The sequence below is a fragment of the Alicyclobacillus fodiniaquatilis genome, assembly GCF_042678105.1.
Taxonomy (GTDB): Bacteria; Bacillota; Bacilli; order Alicyclobacillales; family Alicyclobacillaceae; genus Alicyclobacillus; species Alicyclobacillus fodiniaquatilis.
This window is the reverse complement of sequence record NZ_JBHUCX010000035.1, coordinates 173,443-199,569: the sequence shown is the minus strand read 5'-3', so window position 1 is coordinate 199,569 and position 26,127 is coordinate 173,443. Positions and strand designations below refer to the sequence as shown.

Sequence of the window (26,127 nt, the reverse complement as noted above, 5' to 3'; positions counted from 1 at the left end):
TCCCTGTCCTGAGAATTAATCAAACCCTGGTGCTACACCATCCGCGATGTCCCCATTGACGGGTATTTTCATGGTTTTACTGGTACAGGACGCATCGCGCATGGCGGTCTGTTGATTTGCCGCAATTGTAGCACACAAGAAGCAATCTGTGGCGGATGTGGCAGAACTTCGGCGCTTGCAGCGCGTTTTACAACAATGTCTTATGAAAACCACTTATGCAACCAGCCAAACAGCTTGTGTTGTGGCGGATTTGGTTGAGTTTGCGCTTTTGCTCCATGAAGCGAACAGGGTTCGACAGGCTCGGTGCCTGGTATAAAGTAGTCGACCTCGGTGTTGCGGCACTGCGGCGTGGCCAATTTCCCTGTCAGCGGATCTAGGGTCACTTTTGTCAGTCCATCTACCGGTTTGAACCAGTCATAGGGCATGTGGTTTTGCGCGGTGCCCATAAATTTCGCCCAGATGGGCGAGGCCAAGTGCGCTTCTGTCACGGTCAGCGGGCGGTTCGTGTCGTAACCGACCCAAACAGCGCAAACCAAGTTCGGCGTGTAGCCGACCATCCAGGCATCTGTATCTGTCGTTCCGGTTTTGGCGGCAGTGATGTTGTGCAGATAGCCGTGCACGGAATACCCAGTGCCGTTGCGCTGCATGACACTGGTCAGCAAATCGGTCATCTGATACGCCAGTTGCGGCGAAATGACACGAGATGCTGACTGTTGGGCGTCATCTTTGCCCACTGGGGTTTCAATTTCTTTCACCGTGTGCGGCGACACGCGATAGCCGCCGTTGGCCAACGTGGCATAGGCTGCCGCCATTTCCACAGGACTGACGGGGAAGACCCCCAAAGCCAAGGACGGATAGGGCTTAAGCGGAGAATCAATGCCCATTCGCCTTGCCATGTCGACCACGTATTGTGGGCCAATCGCCAAATTTGTGTGCACCGCATACACATTGTCGGATCTCGCCAAAGCCTCGCGCAAGGTCAGCGGTCGGTCGGCGTAAAAGTCGCCGTAATCGTGAACGGTGTACTGACTTTGCCCAGACGGGCCATAGACGAATGTCGTCAGCTTGCTGTCCACCTGATTGGCAGGGGTCCAGCCGTGTTCTAGGGCTGCAGCGTACAGCACCGCTTTAAAAGTGGAGCCGGGTTGCCGCGGAGCCAAGGCGCGATTGAATGGGCTGGTCTTAAAATCACGCCCGCCGACCATCGCCTTGATGGCCCCCGTTTTTGGATCCATTGCGACCAATGCCGCTTCGATTTGACTGTTTTTCGGCAATGTCGTCGCCAACGCGCGCTCTGCCGCCTGTTCCAGCAACGGGTCGAGCGTCGTGTGCACACGCACGTTTCCGGCGTCCAGTTCGTCGTCTGTCACGTGGTATGTATCCTTCACTTCATTCATTGCCACTTTTGTAAAATACGGCGCCTGCACCGTTGGCGTGTGGAACGTCGCGAGGTGAATAGGTGTGGCATACGTCTTATCTGCAGCCGCCTGGGTCATATATCCCGCTTGCACCATGCGGTGCAGCACCACATGTTGGCGCTCCTTGGCCAGTTTCATGTTGGTCAGCGGCGAGTAAATGGAAGGTCCTTTCGGCAACCCCGCAAGCATCGTGCACTCAGCTGTATTTAAATCGTCGACCGATTTGTTGAAATACAACTGCGCTGCAGCGTCCACGCCATAGGCGCCATGACCGTAATAGACGACATTCAGGTAGCGGTCCAAAATCCAGTTCTTCGATTTGTGTAACTCCAACTGCAAGGCAATCAAGGCTTCACACACTTTGCGGGAGTAGGTTCTATCCTGCGACAAATACAGGTTTTTCGCCAACTGTTGTGTAATGGTCGATCCACCTTGCACAACGCTGCCATGCTTGATATTCATCAACATCGCGCGCGCCGTCGATTTGAGATCGATGGCGTGATCGTGATAAAAATCTTTATCTTCCACGGCCAGCGTGGCGTCAATGAGCGCCGTGGGAATCCGGCTTAACGGCACGGCTTGCTCTGCTGTGCCGCCGCTACTGGTCCAATCGGCTAAACGATAGCCATTGTCGCTGTCGATTTCCGTTGGGTTGATGAGACTCTGATCCGGCAAAGGCAATACGCGCAACAGCACAAGCATCAGGGACATGCCGGTGAATCCAGTGGCCAGCGGCAGAAAGAGCGCTGTCAGCCACAGGTTTGGGCGCCGTTTACGTGGTCGATAAACTTTCGTTGATTCTCTGGATGAAAATGGGCGCCTACGCACCTGCGCCACCTCCATAGGGGAATTGTGGTAATTATGATGCCCTGGTTGCGCAGATTCATGCTCTCGTTTTGCACCTCCCTTCTTTTGTGGGCGCTGCGGTTTACCTGTGGGGCGAGTTTGGTATAATACGGACTGCATACTGTCAGGTTTCAGGCGGCTTTTCATTGGAATTGCACATACAGAAACAAGTGCGGGCAACCGCTTTGAAGGGAGAACTGCGTCGTGCCAAAAACAGATTTGTGGTTTACCGAGTTGCAAAATGAGGATTTGACCATCGGTTTGCGCGTTGCAAAGACGATACATAGCGAGGAAACACCTTATCAGCAACTCGACGTCTATGAAACCAATCAGTACGGACGTCTACTTGTGCTCGATGGCTGCGTCATGACTACGGACAAGGATGAGTTCGTCTATCACGAAATGTTGGCGCATGTGCCGTTGCACACACATCCGAATCCGGAAAATGTGCTCGTGGTCGGCGGCGGTGACGGGGGCATCATCCGCGAGGTCGTCAAACATCCGTCCGTTAAACGGGCTGTGCTGGCCGAGATCGACGGTGCAGTTGTGGAAGCGTCAAAGAAGTACTTCCCGCATATCGCGTCGGGGCTGAACGACCCGCGTGTCGACGTGCAGATTGTCGATGGCATCAAATATGTGGAAGAGCATGCAAATACGTTTGACGTCATTTTGGTGGATTCCACAGATCCAGTCGGTCCAGCTGTCGGCCTGTTTAGCAAGACGTTTTATGAGTCGGTATTTGACGCGCTCAAAGCGGACGGGTTGTTTGCCGCACAGACGGAGTCGCCGTTCGTGAACCAGAATTTGATCCGCCGCGTCTATGGCGATATTAACAAGACATTCCCGATCACCGAGCTTTACCTCGCGCACATCCCGACGTATCCAACGGGGATGTGGAGTTTCACGATGGGCAGTAAAACGCATCGGCCGGAAGCGGTCAAAGAAGTGCGCGTGAGCGATACGAAGTACTACAACCTCGGCGTTCACCATGCTGCGCTCGCGCTGCCAAACTTCGTGAAGGAGCTTGTCCAAAAATGAGTTTTTCATTTCAAGTGAACGAACCGTTTTTGCCAGAGTACAGCGGCAACGTTTTTATCGGCGCCACGTCCGATTTTGCCAAAGCGCAAGCGGTGATTTACGGTATGCCGATGGACTGGACCGTCTCTTTTCGCTCCGGCACGCGGTTAGGTCCTGCACGCATTCGGGAAGTGAGCCTAGGCCTTGAGGAGTACAGCCCATATTTGGAGCGCGATTTGTCCGAGATCGCCTACTTTGACGCGGGGGACATCCCACTGCCGTTTGGCAATCCAGAAGAGAGCGTGCACCGCATCTACACCTATGTGCGCGAATTGTACAGTGCAGGCAAGCTGCCGATTGGCCTTGGCGGTGAACATTTAGTCTCTTGGGGATCCATTCGCGCGGCAGCAGAGGCGTATCCGGATTTGCGCGTGATTCATCTGGACGCGCACACCGATTTGCGCACGGACTACGAGGGCCAGCCGTTCTCCCACGCGACCGTGATTCGCAAAGTGTGCGACACCATCGGCGCAGACAGGGTGTACCAGTTCGGCATTCGCTCCGGCACGCGCGAGGAGTTCGCCTGGGCGCGCGAGAACACGCACTTTGCCCCATTTGAAGTGGCTGAACCGCTGCGCAGCGTATTGCCGGAGCTACACGACAAACCTGTCTATGTCACGTGGGACATCGATGTGTTTGATCCCGCCACCGCGCCGGGAACGGGCACGGCTGAACATGGCGGCATTTTTGCGCCAGAGGCGTTCAAGGCGCTGAAGTACATGAGTTCACTCAACGTCGTCGGGTTCGATCTCGTCGAAGTGGCGCCGCAAATCGATCCGACCGAGCAAACGCAAATCTTGGCGGCCAAAATTATCCGCGAAGCATTGCTCGCCTTTACAGGGTGAAACATGTTTTGGCTTGCGGATGAGATCGCGCCGCCACGGACATGTGTGTTGAAGTGGACGCGGCAAGTGGGAACAGCAGCGGTTGCAGCGATGGAACGTGTCCCAGAGGTCGTCTGGCGGCAGCGTGACCGGGCACACTATCTGACGTACGATGAATCGGTGAACGAGGCAGGCGGGCATGTGCGGACGACACTGCGGCTGGAGTCAGACGCTTTGACCTGGATTCGGCACGGATTGGTCACTTGGCGTCACACATTTCGCGTTGGGGAGAAGCATCATTCAGAGATGCAGATCGGCGGGCAACGCGTGGGGATGGATACAGAGACACACTTTTTGGCCATCGAGATCGAACCAAGCGGTGGGCGTGTTGAAGTGGTCTATGATATGCAGATGGATGGCGAATCACAGCGAGTGCGTCTCAAGTTCAATTTTCACGAAGGTGAGATAGATGGAGCCGAACAAGGATGAGATTCGCATGTTGATGGAGCGCATGCGCGACGAGATGGCACGGGAGTGGAGCGGGGAAACCAGCGCTCCAGATTTCGCCGACTGGTCTAGTCGCGCTTGCGGCGCGTTTGGGGCGACGTTGTACCAGCGCGCCAGAGCCATCAGCAAAACTGCACGTTTGAGGAAAAGCAAAGCGGAACGCCGTCGATGACGGCGTTTTTTGGCGTGCAGACGGTATAGGTACAGCATCTTTGGAATAGCGACGAAAGAAATTGATGTATAATTCTGTATCATCCATGAAACCAGAGGTGTGTTGATGCAGAAGTACAGGAATGTCCTATTCGATTTAGACGGAACGATTTCGGATCCCAAAGTGGGGATTACAAAATCAATCCAATACGCGCTTGGCAAGATGGGCATCACGCCGCCGGGAACTGACGAACTCACGGTGTTCATTGGGCCGCCATTGTATGAATCCTTCCAGCGTTCATATGGGATGGATGCGGCGCAAGCGAAACAGGCCATTGCTCATTACCGCGAATACTTTGCTCAAAACGGGATGTACGAAAACAGGGTGTATTCCGGCGTGCAAACGCTGCTGGAACAACTGCGGAAAGACGGCAGATTCATCGCCTTGGCGACTTCCAAACCTACTGAATTTAGCGAAACCATTCTACAGCATTTCAACATCAGGCATTTGTTCCATCTCGTCGTGGGAAGCAACATGGATGGCACGCGGTCGGCAAAGGCTGAAATCATCCGTTGTGTGATGGATCACTGTCCTGATTCCCCGCCTGAAAGTTTCGTGATGATTGGCGACCGCGCCTATGACATCATCGGGGCGAACGAAAACGGCATCGATTCCATAGGTGTGACATACGGATACGGGACAATGGATGAACTCTTGGGCGCGGGGCCGACGTTTGTTGCACATTCTTTCACAGCGTTGCAGGCGATGCTCATGTGAAAATGGTCGGTGATTGCATTGTAGAAATGGAAGTCGTGCCGACATATCTCGGTACATTCGGCGCGGATTGAGACAAACGGGCGTGAGCAAATGAAGAAATACATAGAAATCGGGCTTGGGAACACTTGGGTTATCTTGAAAGGATGTAGATGCATTGAAACAACGAAAAAAGAAGCAAGGTTGGTTTACAGGCTGGATCCTGCCGATTTTCATTGGGGCTGTCATCGCTTTTGGTGTGCGGACTTGTGTGGTTAGTGCCGCGAGGGTTCCCTCAGCATCCATGTATCCGACCATTCCTGCAACAAGCCCGACAAATTTTTCTTACATCGCAGTCAATAAATTGGCTACAGAACTTGGTCAAATTCATCGTGGAGAGGTGGTCGTGTTCCATTACCCGGATGATCCATCGTTGCTGTATGTAAAACGAGTCGTTGGAATGCCGGGGGATACCATCAAAGTGACGGAGAATGCGGTCTATATCGACGGCAAGAAATTGAACGAGCAAAATCCGGATATCGCGAAATCGAATGGAGCGGAGGTAGGGACATTTCATGTGCCAGCGGGGCATTACTTTATGCTCGGCGACAACCGCACCAATTCGGAAGACAGTCGCGTGTGGGTGCACAAATATGTAGCTCGTTCCGCGATTGTGGGACAGGCAAGTTTTGTGCTTTATCCTTTGAACAAAATCGGTGGGATTGCACAAAGCGTAAATTAAAAGGCCAGTGCATGATAGATGCACTGGCACAGAGGGCTTATTTTAAAGGGTCGCATGCAGTTGTCGATTTTTGTTGCGCAGACGTTCTGAAATGGCCCGACGTTGATCAGCTGACATGGGAGAACGCCCAGCTTGAGAATCTCGGCCTTTTTCGAGCATTTCTTGTACCAGAGCAACCCGATTCGGTTCCGATGATACGCTCAATCGCCCATTTCCGGCAATTTTCTCTGTGTTGTACTTCTCAAGTGCTTTTTTCACGATGTCAGCTCCTTCTTCCATCAAATCCGGCAATTCAAAATCTCCGCATATTTACGTGATTCTTTAAACATTGTCCACTTTGTATCATCTGGACACAACATGATCCACTTTTCGAAATGTGGGGACGGTCCAAATGTCATTAGGGCGACACCATCTGTGTTTAACTTGCCTTTAACGCGCCGGAAAAGAAGGTTGAAAACCTTCGTTTCATCCAAATTGACCCCGCGATGTATCGCGTGTTTGTATCCATTTCGAACTTCAAACTTGGTGCGGGTAATTTCCGGATAGTCAAGAATTGTTTGGCTTTAAATCTTGTAACCAAGCTAGAATAAAACGATATAAATGCGATGATGTTTTTACTAGAAAACGGAGGATGACGATGGAACTATTTCACTTTAGCGAAGAGCGTGACATCGACATTTTTATCCCCAGAGTGAAGGAAAACCGCACGAACATGCCTCCCGTCGTTTGGGCGATTGATGATGCGCATGCGTTTACCTTCTATTTTCCGCGGGATTGTCCGAGAATCGTCTATACGAGAAACGAGGAGGTCACTGAAAAAGACAATGAAAAATTCTTCGGTTTAACCTGCTCGGATATCGTGATCACAGTCGAGACACATTGGTATGAGCGGATCAAAAACACGACGCTATACAAATACAGCATGCCGTCGGAACAATTTCAGCTGTTTGATGAATCGGCTGGCTACTACATATCCACAGAGACAACGAAACCTATCCACAAAGAAGCAATCAGCAATCTGTTAGAGAGATTAATCGCATTGAAGATAGATGTCCGTTTTACCCCGAACCTAAACCCGCTGCGGGATGCGATATTGCGCTCATCTTTGACGGATTTCGGCATACATCGATTCGCCAACGCAAGCGCTTTATGATGGATTTTGATTTGCGTGGGTAGTGCAATATTAAAACAGGGAGCGGAACAGGACATGGCCAATGTCATTGTGGTGAGAGGAAAAGCAGGCGTGGGCAAAACCACGTTGGCAAAAGCGTTGGGCAAGCGGCTCAATACCATGGTCGTGCACAAGGATGACATCTATGACTCAGTTGCGGTGTTTCTGACGGATCGCAACGCCCGGAATCAAATTTGTTTCGATGTCCTCCATCAGTTGCTGCAGTCGGCGTTGTCTTGTGAAGCGGATATCATCATCGACTTTGGTCATAACCATTTGGATGATGTAGAGCAACTCAAGTCGTGGGTTGAAGCGCAGAATGGTGTGCTGAAACCCATTTTGTGTGTCTGCGAAGATGAAACGGTCTGGGCAGCGCGTTTGGACGCGCGCAAAGCCAATCCTTCGCCCAATCAGGTTTTGACGGACGTCCAAGCGCTCAAAGAACATTATGCAAAAATGCGTACGGGTGTGCTGCCTGGTGAACTTGTGCTCGACACAACCACAGACGATAACACTTTGGTGGAACGAGTGATCGCATATGTACAGAGTAGGCGAACATAAATTACTTGATGGCAGCGGGCCTTTGCGCTTAGCTGTGCATTTTGCCGCCTCGTTAAACTGGTAGTCACTGCGAATGGACTTATGTACCATGTAAATATACGAAACATGTGAGGATGATGCCCGTGGTCAGTACCCTCTCTTTTCAACCCATGGGGGACGCCGCTGTGCTGATGCGCTTTCCGCAGTCGGTGCAGGGCATTTCAGATCCAGCGATAAGAATGTCAAGGCAGCTTGATGGCGTCGACTGCCCAGGGGTAATCGAATGGAGCATCGGTTACCACTGTCTGGCCGTCTATTTCGATCCGCTCGTGGTCGATCTCGCCGCTGTCACCGCGTGGCTGGAGATTGCGTATGGCGAGATTTGCGCCGCATCGTCAAAGAAAGGTGAACCTGATGCCGCGGTGGTGGAGATTCCGGTTTGTTATGGCGGCGTGCATGGACCAGATCTGACGGAGGTCGCGGTACATACTGGCTTGGCGGCGCAAGAGGTTATTCACCGCCACCAACAGCCGCTTTATCGGGTTGTGATGATTGGTTTTGCGCCGGGCTTCCCGTATTTATCGGGGATGGATCAGACGCTGGCGACGCCGCGCAAAGCCACGCCAAGGTTGAAGATTGCCGCTGGCGCTGTTGGGATCGCGGGGAAGCAGACGGGGGTTTATCCGTTTAGCACGCCTGGGGGTTGGCAGATCATTGGCCGGACGCCGCTTCCCCTCTTCGACGTCAACGCTTCGCCGCCAACGAGTTTGCGTCCCGGTGATTATGTGCGGTTCTCCGCCATTTCCGAGGAGGAGTATGATGTCCTACGACAGCAGCACAATCGGTGATCACCTGCGGGTGCTCGATGGCGGACTGCACACAACGCTGCAGGATGTGGGGCGGTTTGGCTATCGCTGGTATGGCGTGACGCCAGGTGGCGCGATGGATGGCCAAACTTTGGCCGTCGCCAACTTGCTGGTTGGCAATCCGCCAGGCGTGGGGGCGCTGGAATGCAGTTTCGCAGGGCCATCTTTGTTTTTTCCGCAGTCCACTTGGATAGGGCTTTGCGGCGGTCGCTTTGACATTCGCGTCGACGGGCAGGCGGTGCCTGTGAACAAACCGCTTTGGCTGGAATCTGGCGCCACGCTACAAATTGGCACAGCGCTGGCGGGGGCGCGGCTGTACCTCGCTGTGCAAGGCGGGTTTCGGATTCAGGAGACACTGGGCAGTCAGAGTACCCTGACGCGGTTTCAGCTTGGCGGTGTAGATGGCCGGACGTTGACAGCGGGGGACATTTTGCCGATTCGGCGGCAAAATGCGCCTCCATTGCAAGGGCTCGCGCAACTGGGTGAACGCGTTTGGGCGCCGCGCTGGCGGGTGGCTGATGAAACGGGATCGAAAACGGGTGTCATCACTATACGAGCGCTGATTGGTGAACAGTATCATCTGTTTGCACCCGATGTCCAAAGGGCTTTTTTTGAACAGGCGTTTCGCATTGATGTGAAATCGGATAGGATGGGTCTGCGCCTTGCAGGAGAAACTGTGACACCACCAACGATGGATATGCGTTCGGAACCGGTGGTGTTCGGCAGTGTTCAGGTGCCTGCCAGCGGGCAACCGATTATTCTGATGGCGGATTGTCAAACGACAGGCGGGTATCCCAAAATTGCAACGGTCATCGGAGCGGATTTACCGAAGTTGGCGCAGGCCAGACCGCATGATGTTGTCCGGTTTGTCCAAGTGGATCTCGCCCATGCGGTAGGGGCTCGCCGGCAGCAGGCGGCGCAACAGGCGTTATTGGCGAGGCAAATCGCAGATCAGCGGAACAGTTTGCCGCCAGCGGGCGTATAGCCGCCAGCGCTGTTGGCGCAAGGAGAGGGATGGGACAATGATGAAGTACATAGATATCAATAGTGACCTGGGTGAAGCTTATGGGGTCTACCAATTTGGCAATGATGAAGGGCTTTTAAACCTGGTTTCTTCCGCCAATGTCGCTTGTGGCGTCCATGCTGGAGACCCTACGGTCATGCGTCAGACAGTTGAGCGCGCGTTGGCGTGCGGTGTGTCTGTGGGCGCACATCCGAGTTATCCTGACCGTCAAGGATTCGGCCGTCGCGTCATGGAGCTTTCCGCAAAAGCATTGTACGATCACGTCGTATACCAGCTTGGCGCGCTGTCTGTCTTTGTCGATGTGGCCGGTGGGCGTTTGCGTCACGTGAAGCCGCATGGGGCTTTATACAACGTTGCGGCGAAGGATAGAAGCGTCGCTGATGCCATTGTTGCCGCGACTTGGGACGTCAGCCCGCAGTTGGCGATGTACGCGCCATATGGCAGTGAACTGGCCATTGCCGCGGCGGACAAAGGATTGGCGGTGGTGCATGAAGTGTTTGCCGACAGACGGTATGAAGCCGATGGCGCGCTTACGCCGCGGACACACGCCGATGCGGTTATCCACGACGTGCAAGCGGCGATTGCCCAGGTGGTGCAAATGGTGCAAACTGGCACAGTGATTGCCCGTACAGGGGAAACAGTCAACATCGTCGCCGACACAGTTTGTCTGCATGGGGATAATCCTGATGCGCCTGCGTTTGCTGCGGCGTTGATTTCGACATTGACGGAAGCAGGGATACAAGTGCAGGCACCTACTCAGGAGTAAGCGCATTCATCATTGTGGCGAGCCGCTTTTTGCGTCCCTTGGTATGGTATGATGTATATGGAACCGACCGGTTGGTCGGTTTTCGAAATCGCCCCTTATTTCTACGAGGAGGCATTTGTGATGGTGCGCTTGATTCAACTGATTCTATTCATTCTCGTGTTTGGCACAGGTGTTTATCTGTTTGCGGCGGCCGTTTTTGCCCGTTTCAAGTTTCTGACGTTGGCAAAGCCGGACAAGGCGCGCTTTGGAAGATCCCGAGAGCGGATATGGAGCTTTATCACCAATGTGCTTTTGCAGAAAAAGGTCATAGCGGAACCGTCTGGCTTAGGCCATCTGTTTATTTTTTGGGGCTTCCTCGTCCTGGTTTTTGGCGACTTGGACTTCATCGTCTTTCATCTCAGCGGCTGGCATTTTCCCTGGGCGACGATGGCTTGGTATGCGTTCATGCAGGAGATGTTCTCGCTGCTGGTCATCGCTGCTATAGTCGTCGCAGGCGTGCGGCGTTATGCGCTTCGCCCCATGCGCACGGAGGTCAGCTTTGAGGCTGGCTTTATCTTGTGTCTCATCGCGTTGATTGTCATCACCTATTTTGTCGTGACTGGCGCGGATATCGCCCAAACCGGGGCATATCCAGGCAACGCGTCGCCGGTGCTCAATCAAATTGCGCACGCGCTTTCTGGGGACGCCCATGTGACGCTGGTGATTTTAGCCGATGCGGGCTTTTGGGTGCATATCCTGTGTCTTGTCGCCTTTATGATTGTCATTCCACGCTCCAAACACTTGCACATGCTGGGCGCGATGGCCAACTGGTATTTTCGTCGCTATGAATCACCGGGGAAATTGACAAAATTGGACCTCGAAGACGAAAGTATCGAGACATTTGGCGCTGGTCAAATTCAGGAATTCACTTGGAAACAACTGCTGGATGGGTATGCATGCACCGAGTGTGGCCGCTGTCACGTCAACTGTCCGGCAACGCTGAGCGGCAAACCCTTGTCGCCGCGCAATGTGATTTTAAAAATGAAGGATCAAATCGTGCTTGAAGGGCCAGGGATGCTTGCGCAAATGGCCGCTGGCGCCGAATCGCTGTCGTCGCAGCCTCTGTTTGATGGCGTCTTCACACAGGAAGAAGTGTGGGCTTGCACCACGTGCCGCGCTTGTGAAGAAGCTTGCCCGGTGGGCAATGAACATGTGCAGGACATCATCGATTTGCGGCGGTATTTGGTGCTGACTGAAGGCGATGCGCCGCCGGGGGTGAACAAGGTGTTTCAAAACCTTGAACGCCAGTCGAACGAGTGGGGCATTACACGCCGCGACAGAGCCAAGTGGGCAGAGGGGATACCTGTCAAGACGATGGCAGAAGTGGAAGGGAAAGCAGAGTACCTATTCTTTGTCGGCACAGCTGCTTCGTTTGACAAGCGGGCGCAAAAAATCGCTCAAGGGTTCGCCAAGATTCTGCTCGCTGCAGGTGTCGATTTTGCCATTTTGGCCGATGAGGAAGAGAGCGATGGAGACTCCGCTCGACGTTTGGGCAACGAGTTTTTGTATCAATCGTTTGTGGAAGCCAATATTGAGCTTTTTCGAACGTATGGCGTTCAAAAAATCATCACAACGGATCCACATGCATATAACACTTTCAAAAACGAGTATCCCGATTTTGGCTACGAGGCGGAAGTGTTTCATGCGACAACGTTTGCCGCGAAGCTGATTGAAGAAGGTCATCTTAAGCCGTCCATTCCGCTTGAAAAAACGGTCACGTATCACGATTCCTGTTATCTCGGACGGTACAATGGCATTTATGATGCGCCGCGCTTTATTTTACAGGCGATTCCGGGCGTCAAATTGGTCGAGATGGAGCGCCATAAGGAGAAGAGCATGTGCTGTGGCGCTGGCGGCGGTGGGATGTTCAAAGAAGAGTCTGGGACGCGTATCAACGTCATGCGCGCTGAGCAGGCCATTCAAACAGGGGCCACTGTGATTGGCACAGCCTGTCCGTATTGTATGAACATGCTGATAGATGGAACAAAGGCGCACGGGCAGGAAGACGTGATCGAAACGTATGACGTGATCGAACTGTTGGCGGCGTCCATTGGTGTCTGATCATGTGCGGATGCGGGGCAAGTAGGCTGCATCCGCATTTTGTGAAGGTTAATGAAATCGCTTTCTTTTTCGTTTTCATCATGATGGGGAAGTTTGCTTGATGAAGCGGCAATGAAATTCTGGAATTCGTATATTGGACAATTCCGCGTGGAGGCGCTGTTGATGACTCGAAGTGTGATTGTGAGTGCTGTGCGCACACCTTTTGGCAACTTTCAGGGCGCTCTGCGGGCGCAGTCTGCCATGGCGCTGGGGGGGACAGCCATTGAAGCGGCGATAACGCGTGCGGGTGTGGCTAAAAACGAGGTAGATGGCGTTTATATGGGCATGGCGCTCCAAGCTGGACAGGGACAGAATCCGTCGCGGCAAGCTGCGCGTTTGGCTGGGCTGACATGGGAGACGCCCTCGCTGACCGTCAACAAGAGTTGCGCGTCTGGCATGAGATCCATCACATTGACGGATGCCTTGATTCGGGCGGGGGACTTGCAGGTGGCTGTCGCTGGTGGGATGGAGAGCGCCTCCAACACGCCGCACGCGCTGCAAGGTGTTCGTCAAGGATTGCAGGAGGGGCATCTTCCATTGCTCGATCTCATGCTTGTAGACGGTTTGACGTGCGCCTTTCATGCTGTCCACATGGCGGAGCATGGCAGTGAAGCTGCTAAGGCGTACGGCGTCACGCGAGAGGAGCAGGACGCCTTTGCTTTGCGCAGCCACCAACGCGCACTGCTCGCGAGGAATAAGGGACGTCTGGCAGATGAGTTGATACCCGTTCCGGTCAAGAACGCAGCGAGTGCCCGAGAGATAGAGAGTGATGAGGCGCCGAAGACGGACATGACACTGCGGTCGCTGGCAAACTTATCGCCAGTGTGTGAGACGAAAGGCACGGTGACGGTTGGCAACGCTGCCAGCGTCAATGACGGCGCAGCGGCGTTGGTGGTCATGGAAGAGAATTACGCAGTGCAAGGTGGGCATAAACCACTTGCGCGGATTCTCGCTTCGACCGAGGTCGGCACTGAAGCGAGCCAGTTGGCCATTGCGCCGGCCCTTGCCATCCGTCGATTGCTGCAGAAAACAGGATTGACACTTGCGCATATCGATTTGTTTGAAATCCACGAGTTGTTCGCTGCGGTTCCTCTGGTTTGCGGTAAAATGCTTGAGTATGAAACACAGAAAGTTAATGTAAACGGCGGGGCGCTGGCGTATGGCCATCCGATAGGGGCAAGTGGCGCTCGCATTGTGACGACTTTGGTGCACGAGTTGCGGCGGCGGGGCGGCGGGCTTGGTATCGCTGCAATTTGCAGCGGCGCCGCGCAGGGGGACGCCGTTTTACTTGAGGTGTACGGGGAATAAAAGGCGCGTTTTGGCTCGGTGCTGGTCTAAGTGGCCAAATGGTCGCGTAACATCAGATGTTCAACATTTTGGAGGAGATATTGTGGCACAGGACAATTGGATCGACATGCAGGTGAATGACTCAACAGCCATTTTGACTTTAAATCGACCAAGTCAACGCAATGCGCTCAATCGCGCGTTTATCGCCGAATTGGGGGCGCATATCGCCATGCTGTCAGGGCGGCGTGACTTGCGGGCCGTCATTCTGCGAGGCGTCGGCAACGCTTTTGCAGCAGGGGCGGATATTGCGGAGATGCAGTCCATGTCTCCTGCCGAGGCGGAACAATTCGCTCGTCTGGGCCAACGCATTTTTACGGCCTTGGAACATTTGCCGCAGCCGACCATTGCACTTGTCCACGGCTATGCGCTGGGCGGCGGGTTGGAACTTGCGATGGCATGTGACATGCGTATTGCGGCAGAAGGCGCACAGTTCGGCCAACCGGAAGTGGCGTTGGGCGTGACGCCGGGGTTTGGCGGCAGCCAGCGGTTGCCACGCATTGTGGGCCAGGGGCGCGCACTGCAGATGATTTTGACCGGGGAGCGCATAGATGCCGCCACAGCGTTGCAGTACGGGTTGGTGCAGCAGGTGGTGCCAGCCGACGAACTGCTTGAAAGCGGGTTGCAGTTGGCTGCGGCGTTGGCTAAACGAGGCCCGCTGGCGCTCGCTTATGCGAAGCGCGCCGTCTATGACGGAGCGGAGTTGGATTTGAGCAAGGGACAAGCACTTGAAGCCAGTTTCTTTGGTCTCCTGTTTTCGACACAAGATCAAAAAGAGGGGATGGAAGCCTTTTTGGCGAAGCGACAAGCGACATTTCGTGGCGAGTAGCGCAATTGAATGAACGGTGGAAATTAGGGTTTTCTCAAGTTCGATGAGTACAAACGGCAAAGATTTTGGATACAATGAGCAACATGAGGCAACAATTGGTTTTATGCTTAGTCGTGAATTTGGCATGACACTGTCTTGCGGCGTGTGCTATAATCCATGTATTTGCTAAGAGGTGTAGAAGGGACGGGTGCAAATGGCTGTCACGTTAAGTCGGCCGGATCACGAGATTCATCAGATGCCGCTGGTGGAGCTGGCCTATGAGATCCTCAAGGTGAAAAAAGAGCCGCTGTATTTCCTCGACATCATGAAGGAAATTCAAGCGTTGCGCAATCTCTCTCAAGAAGAAGTAGACGAAGTCATCGCACGCGTCTTTACGGAAATCAATATTGATGGCCGTTTTATTTGGATTGGCAAAAACATGTGGGGGCTGAATCGCTGGTACCCCAGCGACAAAGTCGCCGAACGGTTGAGCGGCAAAAAATTCGTTCGCAAATCTGGCGACGCATTTGGCGACGATGACGACGATGATGATTATGAGAGTGAAGAGCCAATTGAGGCTGACGATAGCGATTACGACGAAGGAATCAGCGAAGATGACGCCGATTTTGAAGAGGTGTCAGATGATGACGACGACGATTCGGTGTCAGACGAGGATTACGAAGAAGAAGAAGAAGAATCCTATGATGAAGACGATGAAGAGGAAGAAGAAGAAGACTGACATTCGCGCAGTTTTCTTTGACTGCGTTCTGGTACCGTCCAGAACGCTGTTTTTGTGTGCCGGAGCACATGTCCTAAACTGTTGAGGAGGCACTTTTCATGACCACGAAATATATTTTCGTGACTGGCGGCGTGGTTTCCGGACTGGGTAAAGGAATTACCGCTGCATCCTTGGGACGGCTGTTAAAAAACCGTGGGCTTCAAGTCACTATTCAAAAATTTGATCCATATATCAACGTAGATCCAGGCACGATGAGTCCTTATCAGCACGGCGAGGTGTTTGTCACCGACGATGGCGCAGAGACCGACCTGGATCTTGGGCATTATGAACGTTTTATCGACATCAATTTGAGCCAAGCGAACAACGTGACCAGCGGGCGCATCTACTGGTCCGTCATTTCGAAAGAGCGCCGCGGCGACTATCTTGGTGGCACTGTGCAAGTCATTCCGCACGTGACCAACGAGATCAAGGAGCGGATCATGCAGGCTGCGAAACCTGATACCGATGTCGTCATCACCGAAATTGGTGGTACGGTCGGCGACATTGAGAGTCAACCGTTCCTTGAAGCCATTCGCGAGATGAAGGGTGAAGTCGGGCGGAATAACGTACTCTATATCCACGTCACGCTCATCCCCTATCTGAAAGTCGCAAGCGAGGTAAAGACCAAGCCGACGCAACACAGTGTCGCCTCGTTGCGCAGCATCGGCATTACTCCGAATATCATTGTCTGTCGCACGGAAGTGCCGCTGACACCGGACGTCAAGCGCAAAATTGCTTTGTTCTGCGACACGGACGAGGATTCGGTCATTGAAAACGGCGACGCAGAAGTCCTGTACGAAGTGCCGTTGATGTTGCATGCCGAAGGACTGGATGACATCGTTTTGCGCCAGTTCGGGATAGAGGCGCCAGCGCCTGACTTGGCGGAGTGGGAAGAGATGGTGGCCCGCATCAAGGCGCGGCATCGCACGGTTCGCATCGCGGTGGTCGGCAAGTATGTCGCGTTGCCGGATGCGTACGCATCTGTGGTCTCTTCGCTCAATCACGGCGGCTTTGCCACTGATGCGCAGGTGGACATCACCTGGGTACAGTCGGAAGATGTCACTGAATTGAACGTGGACAAGCTGTTGTCAGGTGTCGATGGCATTCTGGTGCCAGGCGGATTTGGCGACAGGGGTATCGAAGGAAAAATCATCGCTTGCCAGTATGCGCGTGAACGCAATATCCCGTTTTTCGGCATCTGCTTGGGCATGCAGATTGCGGTCATTGAGTATGCGCGCCACGTCGCCGCGATGAGCGGCGCACATTCCAGCGAGTTTGATCCCGATACACAGTACCCAGTCATCGATTTGCTGCCGGAGCAGAAGGGGATCGAGGACAAAGGTGGCACAATGCGCTTGGGCGCGTATCCGTGTCGACTGCGCAATGATTCATATGCCGCTTTGGCCTACAAGACGGATTGGGTGTCGGAACGCCATCGTCACCGTTACGAGTTCAACAATGAATTCCGATCCGCCTTGGAAGAATCAGGTCTTTCGGTCACGGGGACGAGCCCGGATGGCCGCCTCGTTGAAATTGTTGAGATCCCAAGCCATCGTTGGTTTGTCGGTGTGCAATTCCATCCGGAGTTCACCTCGCGGCCGAACCGGGCGCAGCCGTTGTTCCGTGAATTTATTGCTGCCAGCCTCGCTTATCAGGCGGATCGATAAACGTTGATTGCACCTTTGTCAAAGAGGAATCTAGGCGTATGATGCCGAATACGAAACAGGGATGCTTAGAGGGTTCGTAGGCCTAGAAGAGAGTGATTTTGTGGGGTATAAAGTACTGATTGTTGATGATCAATTCGGCATTCGTGTGCTCTTGCAAGAGGTTCTGCAGCGGGAAGGTTACGAGATTTTTCAAGCGCCCAACGGTCCGGTCGCTCTGGAAATCGCTCAGAGGGAACATCCAGATGTCATTCTCCTGGATATGAAAATCCCGGGAATGGATGGCTTGGAAATTTTGCGTAATATCCGCAAGCTGGAGCTGGATTCAAAAGTCATCATGATGACAGCTTATGGCGAATTGGATTTGATTCAAGAAGCGATGGAAATGGGCGCCCTGGCGCATTTCACGAAGCCATTTGACATCGATGAACTTCGTCAGGCAGTAAAAGAACAATTGACCTCGTAAGAAGTCTGCCTGATACTTTTCACATGCATGTCTGATGACAGACATGTTCTTGTGGCTAGGTGGTATGATATAGACAGACTTACCATTCTGCAGGGAGGACGAGCAGTCGTGAAATTATTTATTGATACTGCAAATGTAGAGGAAATTAAGCAAGTTGCCGCAATGGGTGTATTGAGCGGGGTGACCACAAACCCGAGCTTGGTGGCCAAGGAAGGTCGCGATTTTATCCAGGTGCTCAAGGAGATCATCGAAATCGTCGATGGCCCAATCAGCGCTGAAGTCGTGAGCTTGGATGCCGACGGTATGGTGGAGGAAGCGCAACCTTTGGCTGCCATCCACAAGAATATCGTGATTAAAGTGCCTTTGACCACAGAAGGTCTAAAGGCGGTGCACCGCCTGTCCCAACAAGGTATTCGCACCAATGTGACATTGTGCTTCAGCACCACGCAGGCGCTTATGGCGGCGCGCGCAGGCGCAACTTTTGTCAGCCCGTTCATCGGACGCTTGGACGACATCGGTTTTGACGGCGTCGATTTGATTCAAGATATTGCGCACGTTTACGATTTGCATGCGATTGACACCGAGATCATTGCTGCGAGCATTCGCAACCCGATTCATGTCTCGCAGGCTGCAAAAGCAGGCGCGCATATTGCGACGATTCCATTCGGCGTGTTTGATACCATGATTAAGCACCCGTTGACAGATAGAGGGATTGAACGTTTCTTGGCAGACTGGAGCACACTGCAAAAAAAATAAACGAACGCGAGGCGTCAGCCCGAAAAGCGGCTGACGCCTCTCTTTGTCTATATTTTATGTCTTCCCGCTTGTGAAGTGACCTTTTCGGGTCTATACTATGGTTATCATCTGTTGTGTCAGCAAGTGTGCGACGTCACTGTTCGCAATCGTGCTGGTGGCCGTTGTTGCATCGCCATTTGCAATACTCCTCTACTTCGGAGCATGACACCACCCTCTCCACCTTCGTTTCCTAATCAGGTCTTCTTGGCTCGTGCATTTGAAATGAAGCGTCTTGAGGCACGTTGTTTGCTTTTCTCTTGCTGTATAGCAAACGTCGGTCTCGCATTTTTGCGTTGACCATTCATATAAAATCATGAACATTACCCTGCCGTCGCTGTGCAGCGGCATAGAATGAGGGGGACACATTTGGATATTCGGGAATTGGAAGATAAGAAGCTAACGGAACTTTACAAGTACGCAAAAGAATTTCAAATTCCATATTACGGAACAATGAAAAAGCGCGAGTTGATTTTCGCGATTCTCAAGGCGCAAGCAGAGAAAGACGGCTTGATGTTTGCAGAAGGCGTTTTGGAAATTATGCAAGACGGCTACGGTTTTCTCCGCCCCGTGGGATATCTCCCCAGTACGGAAGACATTTACGTCGCAGCATCACAAATCCGCCGCTTTGATTTGCGCACAGGCGACTTGGTTTCCGGCAAGGTCCGACCACCAAAAGAGAATGAACGTTATTTTGGCTTGTTGCACGTCGAAGCAGTCAACGGATACAGTCCGGAGATTGCTGCGGAACGTCTCCACTTTCCAGCTCTCACACCACTGTTTCCGACAAGGCGGATGTGCATGGAAACCGCCTCTGAACATATCGCGACACGGGTCATCGATTTGTTCACGCCAGTGGGGTTTGGCCAACGCGGACTCATTGTCGCACCACCAAAAGCAGGCAAAACAGTTCTGTTAAAAGAAATTGCCCACAGTATCGCAACGAATTATCCCGAGGCACACCTCTTTGTACTTCTGATTGACGAGCGTCCCGAGGAAGTCACAGACATGCAACGTTCTGTAAATGGGGAAGTCGTCGCTTCCACGTTTGATGAACTGCCGGAAAATCATATTAAGGTGTCGGAATTGGTGCTTGAACGCGCATTGCGTTTAGTCGAGCATGGACAGGACGTCATCATTTTGATGGATAGCATCACGCGTTTGGCACGCGCCTACAACTTGGTGGTGCCGCCAAGCGGTCGGACGCTTTCCGGTGGTATTGATCCCGCCGCGTTCCACCGTCCGAAACGGTTTTTCGGAGCTGCGCGCAACGTTGAAGAAGGTGGCAGTTTGACCATTCTCGCCACTGCCTTGATTGACACAGGGTCGCGTATGGACGATGTGATCTACGAGGAGTTTAAAGGCACAGGGAATATGGAGCTTCATCTGGACCGGAAATTGGCGGAAAAGCGGGTGTTTCCTTCACTCGACATTCGTCGATCCGGCACGCGGCGTGAAGAGGCGTTACTTGCCCGTGACGAACTGGAGAAAGTGTGGGCCATTCGCAAATCCATGGGCGACAGCCAGGACTTTACCGAAATGTTTTTGCGCAAGTTCAGACATTACAAAAACAACAAAGAATTTCTCGACAGCCTTTCCTTGCAACGCGAGAAAAAACCTGCGGCAGCCACCACACCTTCCGCACCTGTGGGCACGCCAAGTTAAATTGATGCAATACCCCTTTGTTTTTCAAATTGATGGTATACTTTGGCTGAAGACAAAACAACGCCGCGGGCAGGCGGCGCTGTTTTGCGGGCAAAGTGCCATGTGAGTTGTTTCTTCGTTCGGATTAGAAGCAGTTCCTCATCGCGCCTTGCTCAGTCATCCTCGTCAATCCAGCCTGGCAGGAAGCCAAAAAGAGACGAAGCGGTCGCGTCGTGCTTCATTTGGAATGATTGTGCTTGCACATTGTCTTGTTTTACCTGCTGGCCGCTGGATTGGACAGCGGCGTACACGGGAACAGTACATACAAGCAGTGTGGAAATGGCGGCGCCGATGGATAAAAGACTGCGTTTGTTCATAAAAAATCCTCCCTTTGTCGGCCTTGGCAAAGGCCTGATGATGTGACACAGGCATCATACCCAGCGCTGGAGAAGCGGGCAATAATTCATTGGATTGATTTGCATCTTTTCGTATGAAATGACAAATGATGTGCGATTTAATTTTTATAGTTCGTGACAACCTTGAAAATGTCTGTTATAATGATGAGCAGTGTGTAAGACAGTGTTTATGAATGGATCGAGGTGAACGCAATGAAACCGGATATTCATCCGTCCTACAATAAAGTGCTTGTGACGTGTGCGTGTGGTGAAACGTTCGAATCGGGCTCCGTCAAAGACAGCCTGCGCGTCGAAATTTGCTCCAAGTGCCATCCGTTCTACACGGGGAAACAGAAGCTCATTGATGTGGGTGGTCGTGTAGACAAGTTCAACAAAAAGTATGGCATCAAAGCACAATAAGATTGCGTCAAGCGAAATCAAAGCGCATGCAAACCGCTTGGATTGGTTTATTTTGAAGCCTCTTGTGTTGTGACTGACGCCAGTTTGAGAAAAGCCATGGTTGGACCCGATGGCCTCCCGTATGGGCGGCTCGACCTCTCTGGTCGGTGGTGTCAACTTTGGCTTTTTTCGTCCTGAGTGTGTTTCTTCGGGAATGCACGCCTGCACCTCGAAAGGATGGTGTATCTTATGTTTGACAAACTAGAAGCGATGGAAAGACGCTACGAGCAATTGAGTGAATGGCTGTGCGATCCAGCCGTCGCTGGAGATCCGTCGCGTCTCCGGGAGTACGCCAAAGAACAGTCAGATCTCCAGGCCACGGTCGATGCGTACCGCGAACTCAAAGGTGCAAAGGAGCAACTGGCTGAAGCAAAAGCCATGCTTCAAGAGAAACTGGATGATGAAATGCGCGATTTTTTGCGCGCGGAGACAGATGAACTGAACGGCAAAATTGCGGAACTCCAAGAGACGCTGCAGGTTTTGTTGTTGCCGAAGGATCCCAACGACGATAAAAACGTCTTTCTCGAAGTGCGGGCGGCGGCTGGCGGTGAAGAAGCCGCGCTGTTTGCTGGCAATCTGCTGCGTATGTACACCCGTTACGCCGAGGAGCACGGCTGGAAAGCAGAGACCATCGACGCGCATTACACAGATATGGGCGGTTTTCGCGAAGTGACCATGTCCATTCAAGGCAAGGGCGCTTTTAGTCATCTGAAGTTCGAAAGTGGCACCCATCGGGTGCAGCGCGTGCCTGTGACAGAGTCGGGCGGGCGCATTCACACCTCGACAGCGACAGTCGCCGTGTTGCCTGAGGTGGAGGAAGTCGCGGTCGAAGTAAATGAGAAGGACATTCGCATTGATACGTTTTGCGCCACAGGTCCCGGTGGGCAAAGTGTCAACACGACTCAATCCGCCGTGCGGATCACTCATATGCCGACGGGCATCGTCGTCTCCTGTCAGGATGAGAAGTCGCAGTTGAAAAACCGTGACAAGGCGATGAAGGTGTTGCGTGCGCGCCTGTTTGAAAAGTATCAAAGCGAGCAGCATGCCGAGCAAGCGGCTGCGCGCAAAAGCCAAGTCGGCACGGGTGATCGAAGCGAGCGCATCCGCACCTACAACTTTCCGCAAAGCCGTGTGACTGACCACCGGATCGGTCTCACATTGCATCGGCTTGATGCGGTTCTCAATGGAGATTTGGATGAATTGGTGCAAGGGTTGATGGTTGCTGATCGGACGTCGCGTTTGACGCAGGCGGAGGCGTAAGTCGGGTGGGAGAAAGCATGACGTACGCAGCGCTTTTGCGGCAGACGGCCAATCGGTTGGCGGCGCGCGACATCTACGCCGATTGGCCAAATGAGGATGTGTCGCATCAGACACAGGCCGAAGCCGAACAGTTGGTGTGCCATATCACGGGATGGCGGCGTTTGCAAATGCTGCAGCACTTGACACAATGCGTGCCACAAGAGATCATAGCAAGGCTCGAAGCGCTGAGCGCCCGTCGAGTGGCGGGTGACCCGCTGGCCTATCTGATCGGTGAAATCGATTTTTATGGTCGCGCGTTCCTAGCGCGCCCGGGCTGTCTGATTCCACGGCCGGATACGGAAGTGTTGGTGCATCTTGCGGCCACATGGATTGAAACACACCTGCCTGTGGCGCGAGTGGTGGATATTGGCGCAGGCTCTGGCTGTATTGCTGTGACGCTTGCCTGTGAATGTCCACGCGCGCAGGTTCATGCAGTCGATATTTCGGCAGATGCTGTCGCGCTGACCAAAGATAATGCGGCCAGACTGGACGCGCCGCTGACGGTCGTAAAAGCGGATGGCTTTGCGTGGTTGCGTGAACGAGCGGCAGAAGGGGCTTGCGTCAATGTCATCGTCAGCAATCCACCATACATACCGAGCGCCGACATCGCTGGTCTGGATGCGGATGTAAAGCGGCATGAGCCACATCTCGCACTCGATGGCGGCAGCGATGGACTCCACTTTTATCGCCAATTCGCAGCTCTGGCGCCTACAGATGTATTTGCTCCGGGGCCAGCCGCGTTGTTTTTAGAAGTGGGGCAGGGACAAGCTGAGATGGTCGCTGCATTGTTTGACAAACAGCCAGCCTGGGCTGGTTTTTCTCCAGCCATCCATGCCGATTTGCGCGGCGTTCATCGTGTCGTCGCCTTGACACGCGCGCATTAAACGCGTATATCTTGGGGCAAGTCACCGTCTGAGATGTTTGATGGTGACCGGCAATCGTTATACACGGGTTCCCGTATGAGGGCCTTTGCGCGCTTTTGCGGACAACCTCTAAAAATAAATCTATCAAATTCGGTTTAACCCTACTAGATGCTGGCCAGACTAGTGCTAGATATGGTAGGAGGGATTCCGAATGGGTCTGAAACGCTTTGTCGCATTTGCCGGAATTGCAGCGATGGTGATTGGGGGCGGGCGCATGTTGCTCCATCATCCAGCCGAAGCCGCAGCGAAGGATGTGGTGTACAGCAATGTAGCCACACCGCATGACGCGCCGATTCCGAAAGAAGCGCTGCGTTTGCGCATCATTGCCAACAGCGACAGCGCGAGTGACCAGGCGTTGAAGCGCACCATTCGGGATCAAATCGTAGTAAAAGTGGGCAGTTGGGTGCATAATGCCAAAAATGCGAGTGAGGCGCGCAAAATTGTCATTGCGCATATTCCGCAGATCGAACAGACGGCGCTGACGGTGGAGCACCAGCATGGCGTTTATGAGTCGATTAAAACAGACGTCGGAAAGGTGCCATTCCCGACCAAGATTTATGGGAATCAGGTGTACCCAGCGGGCAACTACGAAGCCTTGCGCATTACCATCGGGAAAGGCCAGGGGGCAAACTGGTGGTGTGTGCTCTATCCACCGCTTTGCTTCATCGATATCTCTGAAGGGGATGCCGTGCCCAACACGGGCAGTTTTCCGGATCTGCCGCCGCTGGAGACCATACAGGTGCAGGGCGCAGACGGCAAGAAGCAATCCGTCCAAGTTCGTATGGCGAGTATCGACTATGGTGAGGAAGCCATCAAGGCGGTTAAACAACTATTCCACAAATGAGGGATGCGGTATGAAACAATGGGTGGTTGATGAACGGTCGGCTGGATTCGATGAATCGATCAGAGCGGCGTCTCAGTACATACAGCAGGGCAAGCTCGTGGCCTTTCCGACAGAAACGGTCTATGGGCTCGGCGCAAATGCGCTGGACGAGACTTCTGTGAGGCGCGTCTTTGCAGCTAAACATCGGCCTGCTGACAACCCATTGATAGTACATATTGCAGAGGTGTCCCAACTGACGCCGCTGCTTCCTTCAGGTTATGCGCCATCAGTCCGCGAACGCGCGTTGATGGAAGCATTTTGGCCCGGTCCACTCACAATGTTGTTTCCAGCGAGCGCAGCGGTTGCGCCGTCGGTGCACCCTGGCAGTGAATTGGTGGGCGTCCGCATGCCAGCGCATCCCATCGCCAGCGCGCTTATCCGCGCCAGCGGCTGTCCCATCGCGGCTCCCAGCGCCAACAGATCCGGCCGTCCCAGCCCAACGTCAGCCGCAGATGTCATTGAAGATCTGGCAGGCGAAATCGATGGTTTGCTCGACGGCGGCGCGTGTGGCATCGGTGTCGAATCGACGGTGTTGACTGTGTTGGAGGACAAGGTCATCATTCTGCGCCCGGGTGGGATCACGCAGGAGATGATTTCTGACGTGATGGACATCCCGGTCGTCTATGACGCGCATTTAATGGGCGCCGATAAACCGCCACTGGCGCCTGGCATGAGGTATCGCCATTATGCGCCTGACGCGCGTGTGCACGTGTGGTGGGGTGAAGCGCCGGATATATATGCCGCTATGTGTACGCTCTTGCTGGACGAGGACTCCATGTATAGCCATCCGCCAATGCGTCCGGCCGTCATTGCGCCAGATGATTTTCTCAGCCGATACACCTTTCCCGCTGGTGTGCGGCTCATTCCCTTTCATCATGAGATGTACGCGGATGAGTTGGCCCAGCATCTCTACAGCCAGCTTCGCGCGTGTGATCACGACGGGATCACAGACATCTTGGTGCACGGTGTCAATCCTGCGCGCGGCATTGGCACGGCCGTGATGAACCGACTGCAAAAAGCTGCGGAAGGTCGCAGCTTCCGGGTGTAGAAGAAGTCCGCGAGAGCAAACCGTTGGTGTAGCCCATCTGGGCATCAGGCGCCATAGTAGTGCCGCGAGCGCTGTTTGTCATGGCGGCGGTAAAAATACAAAACGTCTTGTAAATTGGTTACCCCCACGCCATCCTGGACACATTTAGCAATCATTTCGTAATCCTCAGCGCCCGCCAAGCGGCGTGTCGGACCACCGTATTTGTCGAACAGTTCACGGCGGAACAAGATGGTTCCATGCGACACGCAATGGCCGCCATTTTGGTAAATGGCTTGGACCTCACCCGGTGTAAATGCGAGCCATGCAGGCGTTTCCAGAGGCGTTGTGTGCTGTTCTGTGAACAACCTATAATTGGTGCCGACAATCCCGATATCCGGATGTTGCCGCAAGTAGTCCACCTGTTTTTCGATCCGCTCGGGATGAGAGATATCATCTCCGTCCTGCACAGCGATGAATTCCCCCTTGGCGAGATACATCGCCACATTGAGCACGCCTGGAAATCCGATATTGCGGGGCATTGAAACAAATAGCATGCGATGCTTGAGGCGATGTTTGTAGCGTTTCTTCCAGTGCCGGATGAGATGGCGGCTCTCATCAGTTGAACAGTCATCGACCACAATCAGTTCAAATTCCCGATAAGATTGCTTCCGGATGCTATCCAAACACGCTTTGATATAGTTTGCGTTCTGATAGTTTGTGACAATTACGCTGACGAGTCCATGTTTGCGCTTGGGCACAGCATTTTCCCCCTTCTGGCGTGGACGCTTAAACGAAGTGTCCCTGTCTATTTGTATGTCCCG

General features: G+C 53.3%; 28 protein-coding genes. 24 read left to right on the top strand and 4 right to left on the bottom strand.

Features of this window, described 5'->3' with window-relative positions; translation table 11 throughout:
• Positions 1-200: 200 nt before the first annotated feature.
• Complete coding sequence (locus ACFSB2_RS14225) at positions 201-2,246, bottom strand: transglycosylase domain-containing protein (protein ID WP_377943734.1); 2,046 nt, start codon at positions 2,244-2,246, stop codon at positions 201-203.
• A 222-nt stretch (positions 2,247-2,468) separates the two neighbouring features.
• On the opposite strand from ACFSB2_RS14225, the gene speE reads away from it, so the two are divergent.
• The 6 genes from speE to lepB all read left to right on the top strand — a co-directional run bounded on the left by speE (position 2,469) and on the right by lepB (position 6,318).
• Positions 2,469-3,302, top strand: a complete 834-nt coding sequence (gene speE / locus ACFSB2_RS14220; protein WP_377943733.1) for a polyamine aminopropyltransferase — start codon at positions 2,469-2,471, stop codon at positions 3,300-3,302.
• On the top strand, positions 3,299-4,186 hold the full coding sequence (gene speB, locus ACFSB2_RS14215; RefSeq protein WP_377943732.1) for an agmatinase: 888 nt from the start codon (positions 3,299-3,301) through the stop codon (positions 4,184-4,186). Before speE ends, speB begins: the two co-directional genes overlap by 4 nt.
• A 3-nt stretch (positions 4,187-4,189) precedes the next feature.
• Positions 4,190-4,654 carry a YwiB family protein gene (locus tag ACFSB2_RS14210; RefSeq protein ID WP_377943731.1) on the top strand — a complete coding sequence of 155 codons (465 nt, stop codon included), beginning with the start codon at positions 4,190-4,192 and terminating at the stop codon, positions 4,652-4,654.
• Entirely contained in the window at positions 4,635-4,844 is a 210-nt protein-coding gene (locus ACFSB2_RS14205; protein ID WP_377943730.1) for a hypothetical protein, read from the top strand. Before ACFSB2_RS14210 ends, ACFSB2_RS14205 begins: the two co-directional genes overlap by 20 nt.
• A gap of 105 nt (positions 4,845-4,949) precedes the next feature.
• Positions 4,950-5,600 (top strand): HAD family hydrolase, encoded by a 651-nt coding sequence (locus ACFSB2_RS14200; RefSeq protein WP_377943729.1) that lies wholly within the window; start codon positions 4,950-4,952, stop codon positions 5,598-5,600.
• A gap of 154 nt (positions 5,601-5,754) precedes the next feature.
• Positions 5,755-6,318, top strand: coding sequence for a signal peptidase I (gene lepB / locus ACFSB2_RS14195; protein WP_377943728.1), 564 nt, complete (start codon positions 5,755-5,757; stop codon positions 6,316-6,318).
• A gap of 42 nt (positions 6,319-6,360) precedes the next feature.
• Here the strand turns inward: lepB and ACFSB2_RS14190 are convergent, their stop codons facing one another.
• Positions 6,361-6,609, bottom strand: a complete 249-nt coding sequence (locus ACFSB2_RS14190; protein ID WP_377943727.1) for a dynein light chain family protein — start codon at positions 6,607-6,609, stop codon at positions 6,361-6,363.
• 346 nt (positions 6,610-6,955) lie between these two features.
• On the opposite strand from ACFSB2_RS14190, the gene ACFSB2_RS14185 reads away from it, so the two are divergent.
• The 13 genes from ACFSB2_RS14185 (at position 6,956) to rho (ending at position 20,341) form a co-directional block, all read left to right on the top strand.
• Positions 6,956-7,471 carry a DUF6886 family protein gene (locus ACFSB2_RS14185; protein ID WP_377943726.1) on the top strand — a complete coding sequence of 172 codons (516 nt, stop codon included), beginning with the start codon at positions 6,956-6,958 and terminating at the stop codon, positions 7,469-7,471.
• A gap of 54 nt (positions 7,472-7,525) precedes the next feature.
• A complete protein-coding gene (locus tag ACFSB2_RS14180; RefSeq protein WP_377943725.1) occupies positions 7,526-8,050 on the top strand; it encodes a P-loop nucleotide/nucleoside kinase family protein in 525 nt (174 codons plus the stop codon).
• 113 nt (positions 8,051-8,163) lie between these two features.
• On the top strand, positions 8,164-8,877 hold the full coding sequence (pxpB, locus tag ACFSB2_RS14175; RefSeq protein WP_377943724.1) for a 5-oxoprolinase subunit PxpB: 714 nt from the start codon (positions 8,164-8,166) through the stop codon (positions 8,875-8,877).
• Complete coding sequence (locus ACFSB2_RS14170; RefSeq protein WP_377943723.1) at positions 8,849-9,880, top strand: 5-oxoprolinase subunit C family protein; 1,032 nt, start codon at positions 8,849-8,851, stop codon at positions 9,878-9,880. Before pxpB ends, ACFSB2_RS14170 begins: the two co-directional genes overlap by 29 nt.
• Positions 9,881-9,920: 40 nt before the next feature.
• A complete protein-coding gene (locus tag ACFSB2_RS14165) occupies positions 9,921-10,685 on the top strand; it encodes a LamB/YcsF family protein (RefSeq protein ID WP_377943722.1) in 765 nt (254 codons plus the stop codon).
• A gap of 120 nt (positions 10,686-10,805) precedes the next feature.
• On the top strand, positions 10,806-12,785 hold the full coding sequence (locus ACFSB2_RS14160) for a heterodisulfide reductase-related iron-sulfur binding cluster (RefSeq protein ID WP_377943721.1): 1,980 nt from the start codon (positions 10,806-10,808) through the stop codon (positions 12,783-12,785).
• Between the two features lie 162 nt (positions 12,786-12,947).
• On the top strand, positions 12,948-14,132 hold the full coding sequence (locus ACFSB2_RS14155; RefSeq protein ID WP_377943720.1) for an acetyl-CoA C-acetyltransferase: 1,185 nt from the start codon (positions 12,948-12,950) through the stop codon (positions 14,130-14,132).
• Positions 14,133-14,214: 82 nt separating this feature from the next.
• Positions 14,215-14,997 carry an enoyl-CoA hydratase/isomerase family protein gene (locus tag ACFSB2_RS14150; protein ID WP_377943719.1) on the top strand — a complete coding sequence of 261 codons (783 nt, stop codon included), beginning with the start codon at positions 14,215-14,217 and terminating at the stop codon, positions 14,995-14,997.
• A 193-nt stretch (positions 14,998-15,190) separates the two neighbouring features.
• Positions 15,191-15,715 carry a DNA-directed RNA polymerase subunit delta gene (gene rpoE / locus ACFSB2_RS14145; protein WP_377943718.1) on the top strand — a complete coding sequence of 175 codons (525 nt, stop codon included), beginning with the start codon at positions 15,191-15,193 and terminating at the stop codon, positions 15,713-15,715.
• Positions 15,716-15,813: 98 nt separating this feature from the next.
• On the top strand, positions 15,814-17,421 hold the full coding sequence (locus tag ACFSB2_RS14140) for a CTP synthase (protein WP_377943717.1): 1,608 nt from the start codon (positions 15,814-15,816) through the stop codon (positions 17,419-17,421).
• A 100-nt stretch (positions 17,422-17,521) separates the two neighbouring features.
• On the top strand, positions 17,522-17,884 hold the full coding sequence (locus ACFSB2_RS14135) for a response regulator (RefSeq protein WP_377943716.1): 363 nt from the start codon (positions 17,522-17,524) through the stop codon (positions 17,882-17,884).
• Between the two features lie 108 nt (positions 17,885-17,992).
• Positions 17,993-18,640: a fructose-6-phosphate aldolase gene (gene fsa, locus ACFSB2_RS14130; protein ID WP_377943715.1), complete on the top strand. Its 648-nt coding sequence runs from the start codon at positions 17,993-17,995 to the stop codon at positions 18,638-18,640.
• Positions 18,641-19,030: 390 nt separating this feature from the next.
• Complete coding sequence (rho, locus tag ACFSB2_RS14125) at positions 19,031-20,341, top strand: transcription termination factor Rho (RefSeq protein ID WP_377943714.1); 1,311 nt, start codon at positions 19,031-19,033, stop codon at positions 20,339-20,341.
• Positions 20,342-20,493: 152 nt separating this feature from the next.
• Here rho and ACFSB2_RS14120 read toward each other — a convergent pair whose 3' ends face one another.
• Positions 20,494-20,697, bottom strand: a complete 204-nt coding sequence (locus ACFSB2_RS14120) for a hypothetical protein (RefSeq protein ID WP_377943713.1) — start codon at positions 20,695-20,697, stop codon at positions 20,494-20,496.
• A gap of 231 nt (positions 20,698-20,928) precedes the next feature.
• On the opposite strand from ACFSB2_RS14120, the gene rpmE reads away from it, so the two are divergent.
• From rpmE to ACFSB2_RS14095, 5 genes are all read left to right on the top strand, one after another.
• Positions 20,929-21,135, top strand: coding sequence for a 50S ribosomal protein L31 (rpmE, locus tag ACFSB2_RS14115; protein WP_377943712.1), 207 nt, complete (start codon positions 20,929-20,931; stop codon positions 21,133-21,135).
• Positions 21,136-21,363: 228 nt separating this feature from the next.
• Positions 21,364-22,434: a peptide chain release factor 1 gene (prfA, locus tag ACFSB2_RS14110; protein WP_377943711.1), complete on the top strand. Its 1,071-nt coding sequence runs from the start codon at positions 21,364-21,366 to the stop codon at positions 22,432-22,434.
• A gap of 17 nt (positions 22,435-22,451) precedes the next feature.
• Positions 22,452-23,357, top strand: a complete 906-nt coding sequence (gene prmC / locus ACFSB2_RS14105) for a peptide chain release factor N(5)-glutamine methyltransferase (RefSeq protein ID WP_377943710.1) — start codon at positions 22,452-22,454, stop codon at positions 23,355-23,357.
• Between the two features lie 190 nt (positions 23,358-23,547).
• Positions 23,548-24,240 carry a stage II sporulation protein R gene (spoIIR, locus tag ACFSB2_RS14100; protein WP_377943709.1) on the top strand — a complete coding sequence of 231 codons (693 nt, stop codon included), beginning with the start codon at positions 23,548-23,550 and terminating at the stop codon, positions 24,238-24,240.
• 10 nt (positions 24,241-24,250) lie between these two features.
• Positions 24,251-25,327, top strand: coding sequence for an L-threonylcarbamoyladenylate synthase (locus ACFSB2_RS14095; RefSeq protein ID WP_377943708.1), 1,077 nt, complete (start codon positions 24,251-24,253; stop codon positions 25,325-25,327).
• Positions 25,328-25,371: 44 nt separating this feature from the next.
• Here ACFSB2_RS14095 and ACFSB2_RS14090 read toward each other — a convergent pair whose 3' ends face one another.
• Positions 25,372-26,064, bottom strand: coding sequence for a glycosyltransferase family 2 protein (locus tag ACFSB2_RS14090; RefSeq protein ID WP_377943707.1), 693 nt, complete (start codon positions 26,062-26,064; stop codon positions 25,372-25,374).
• Positions 26,065-26,127: the final 63 nt, after the last annotated feature.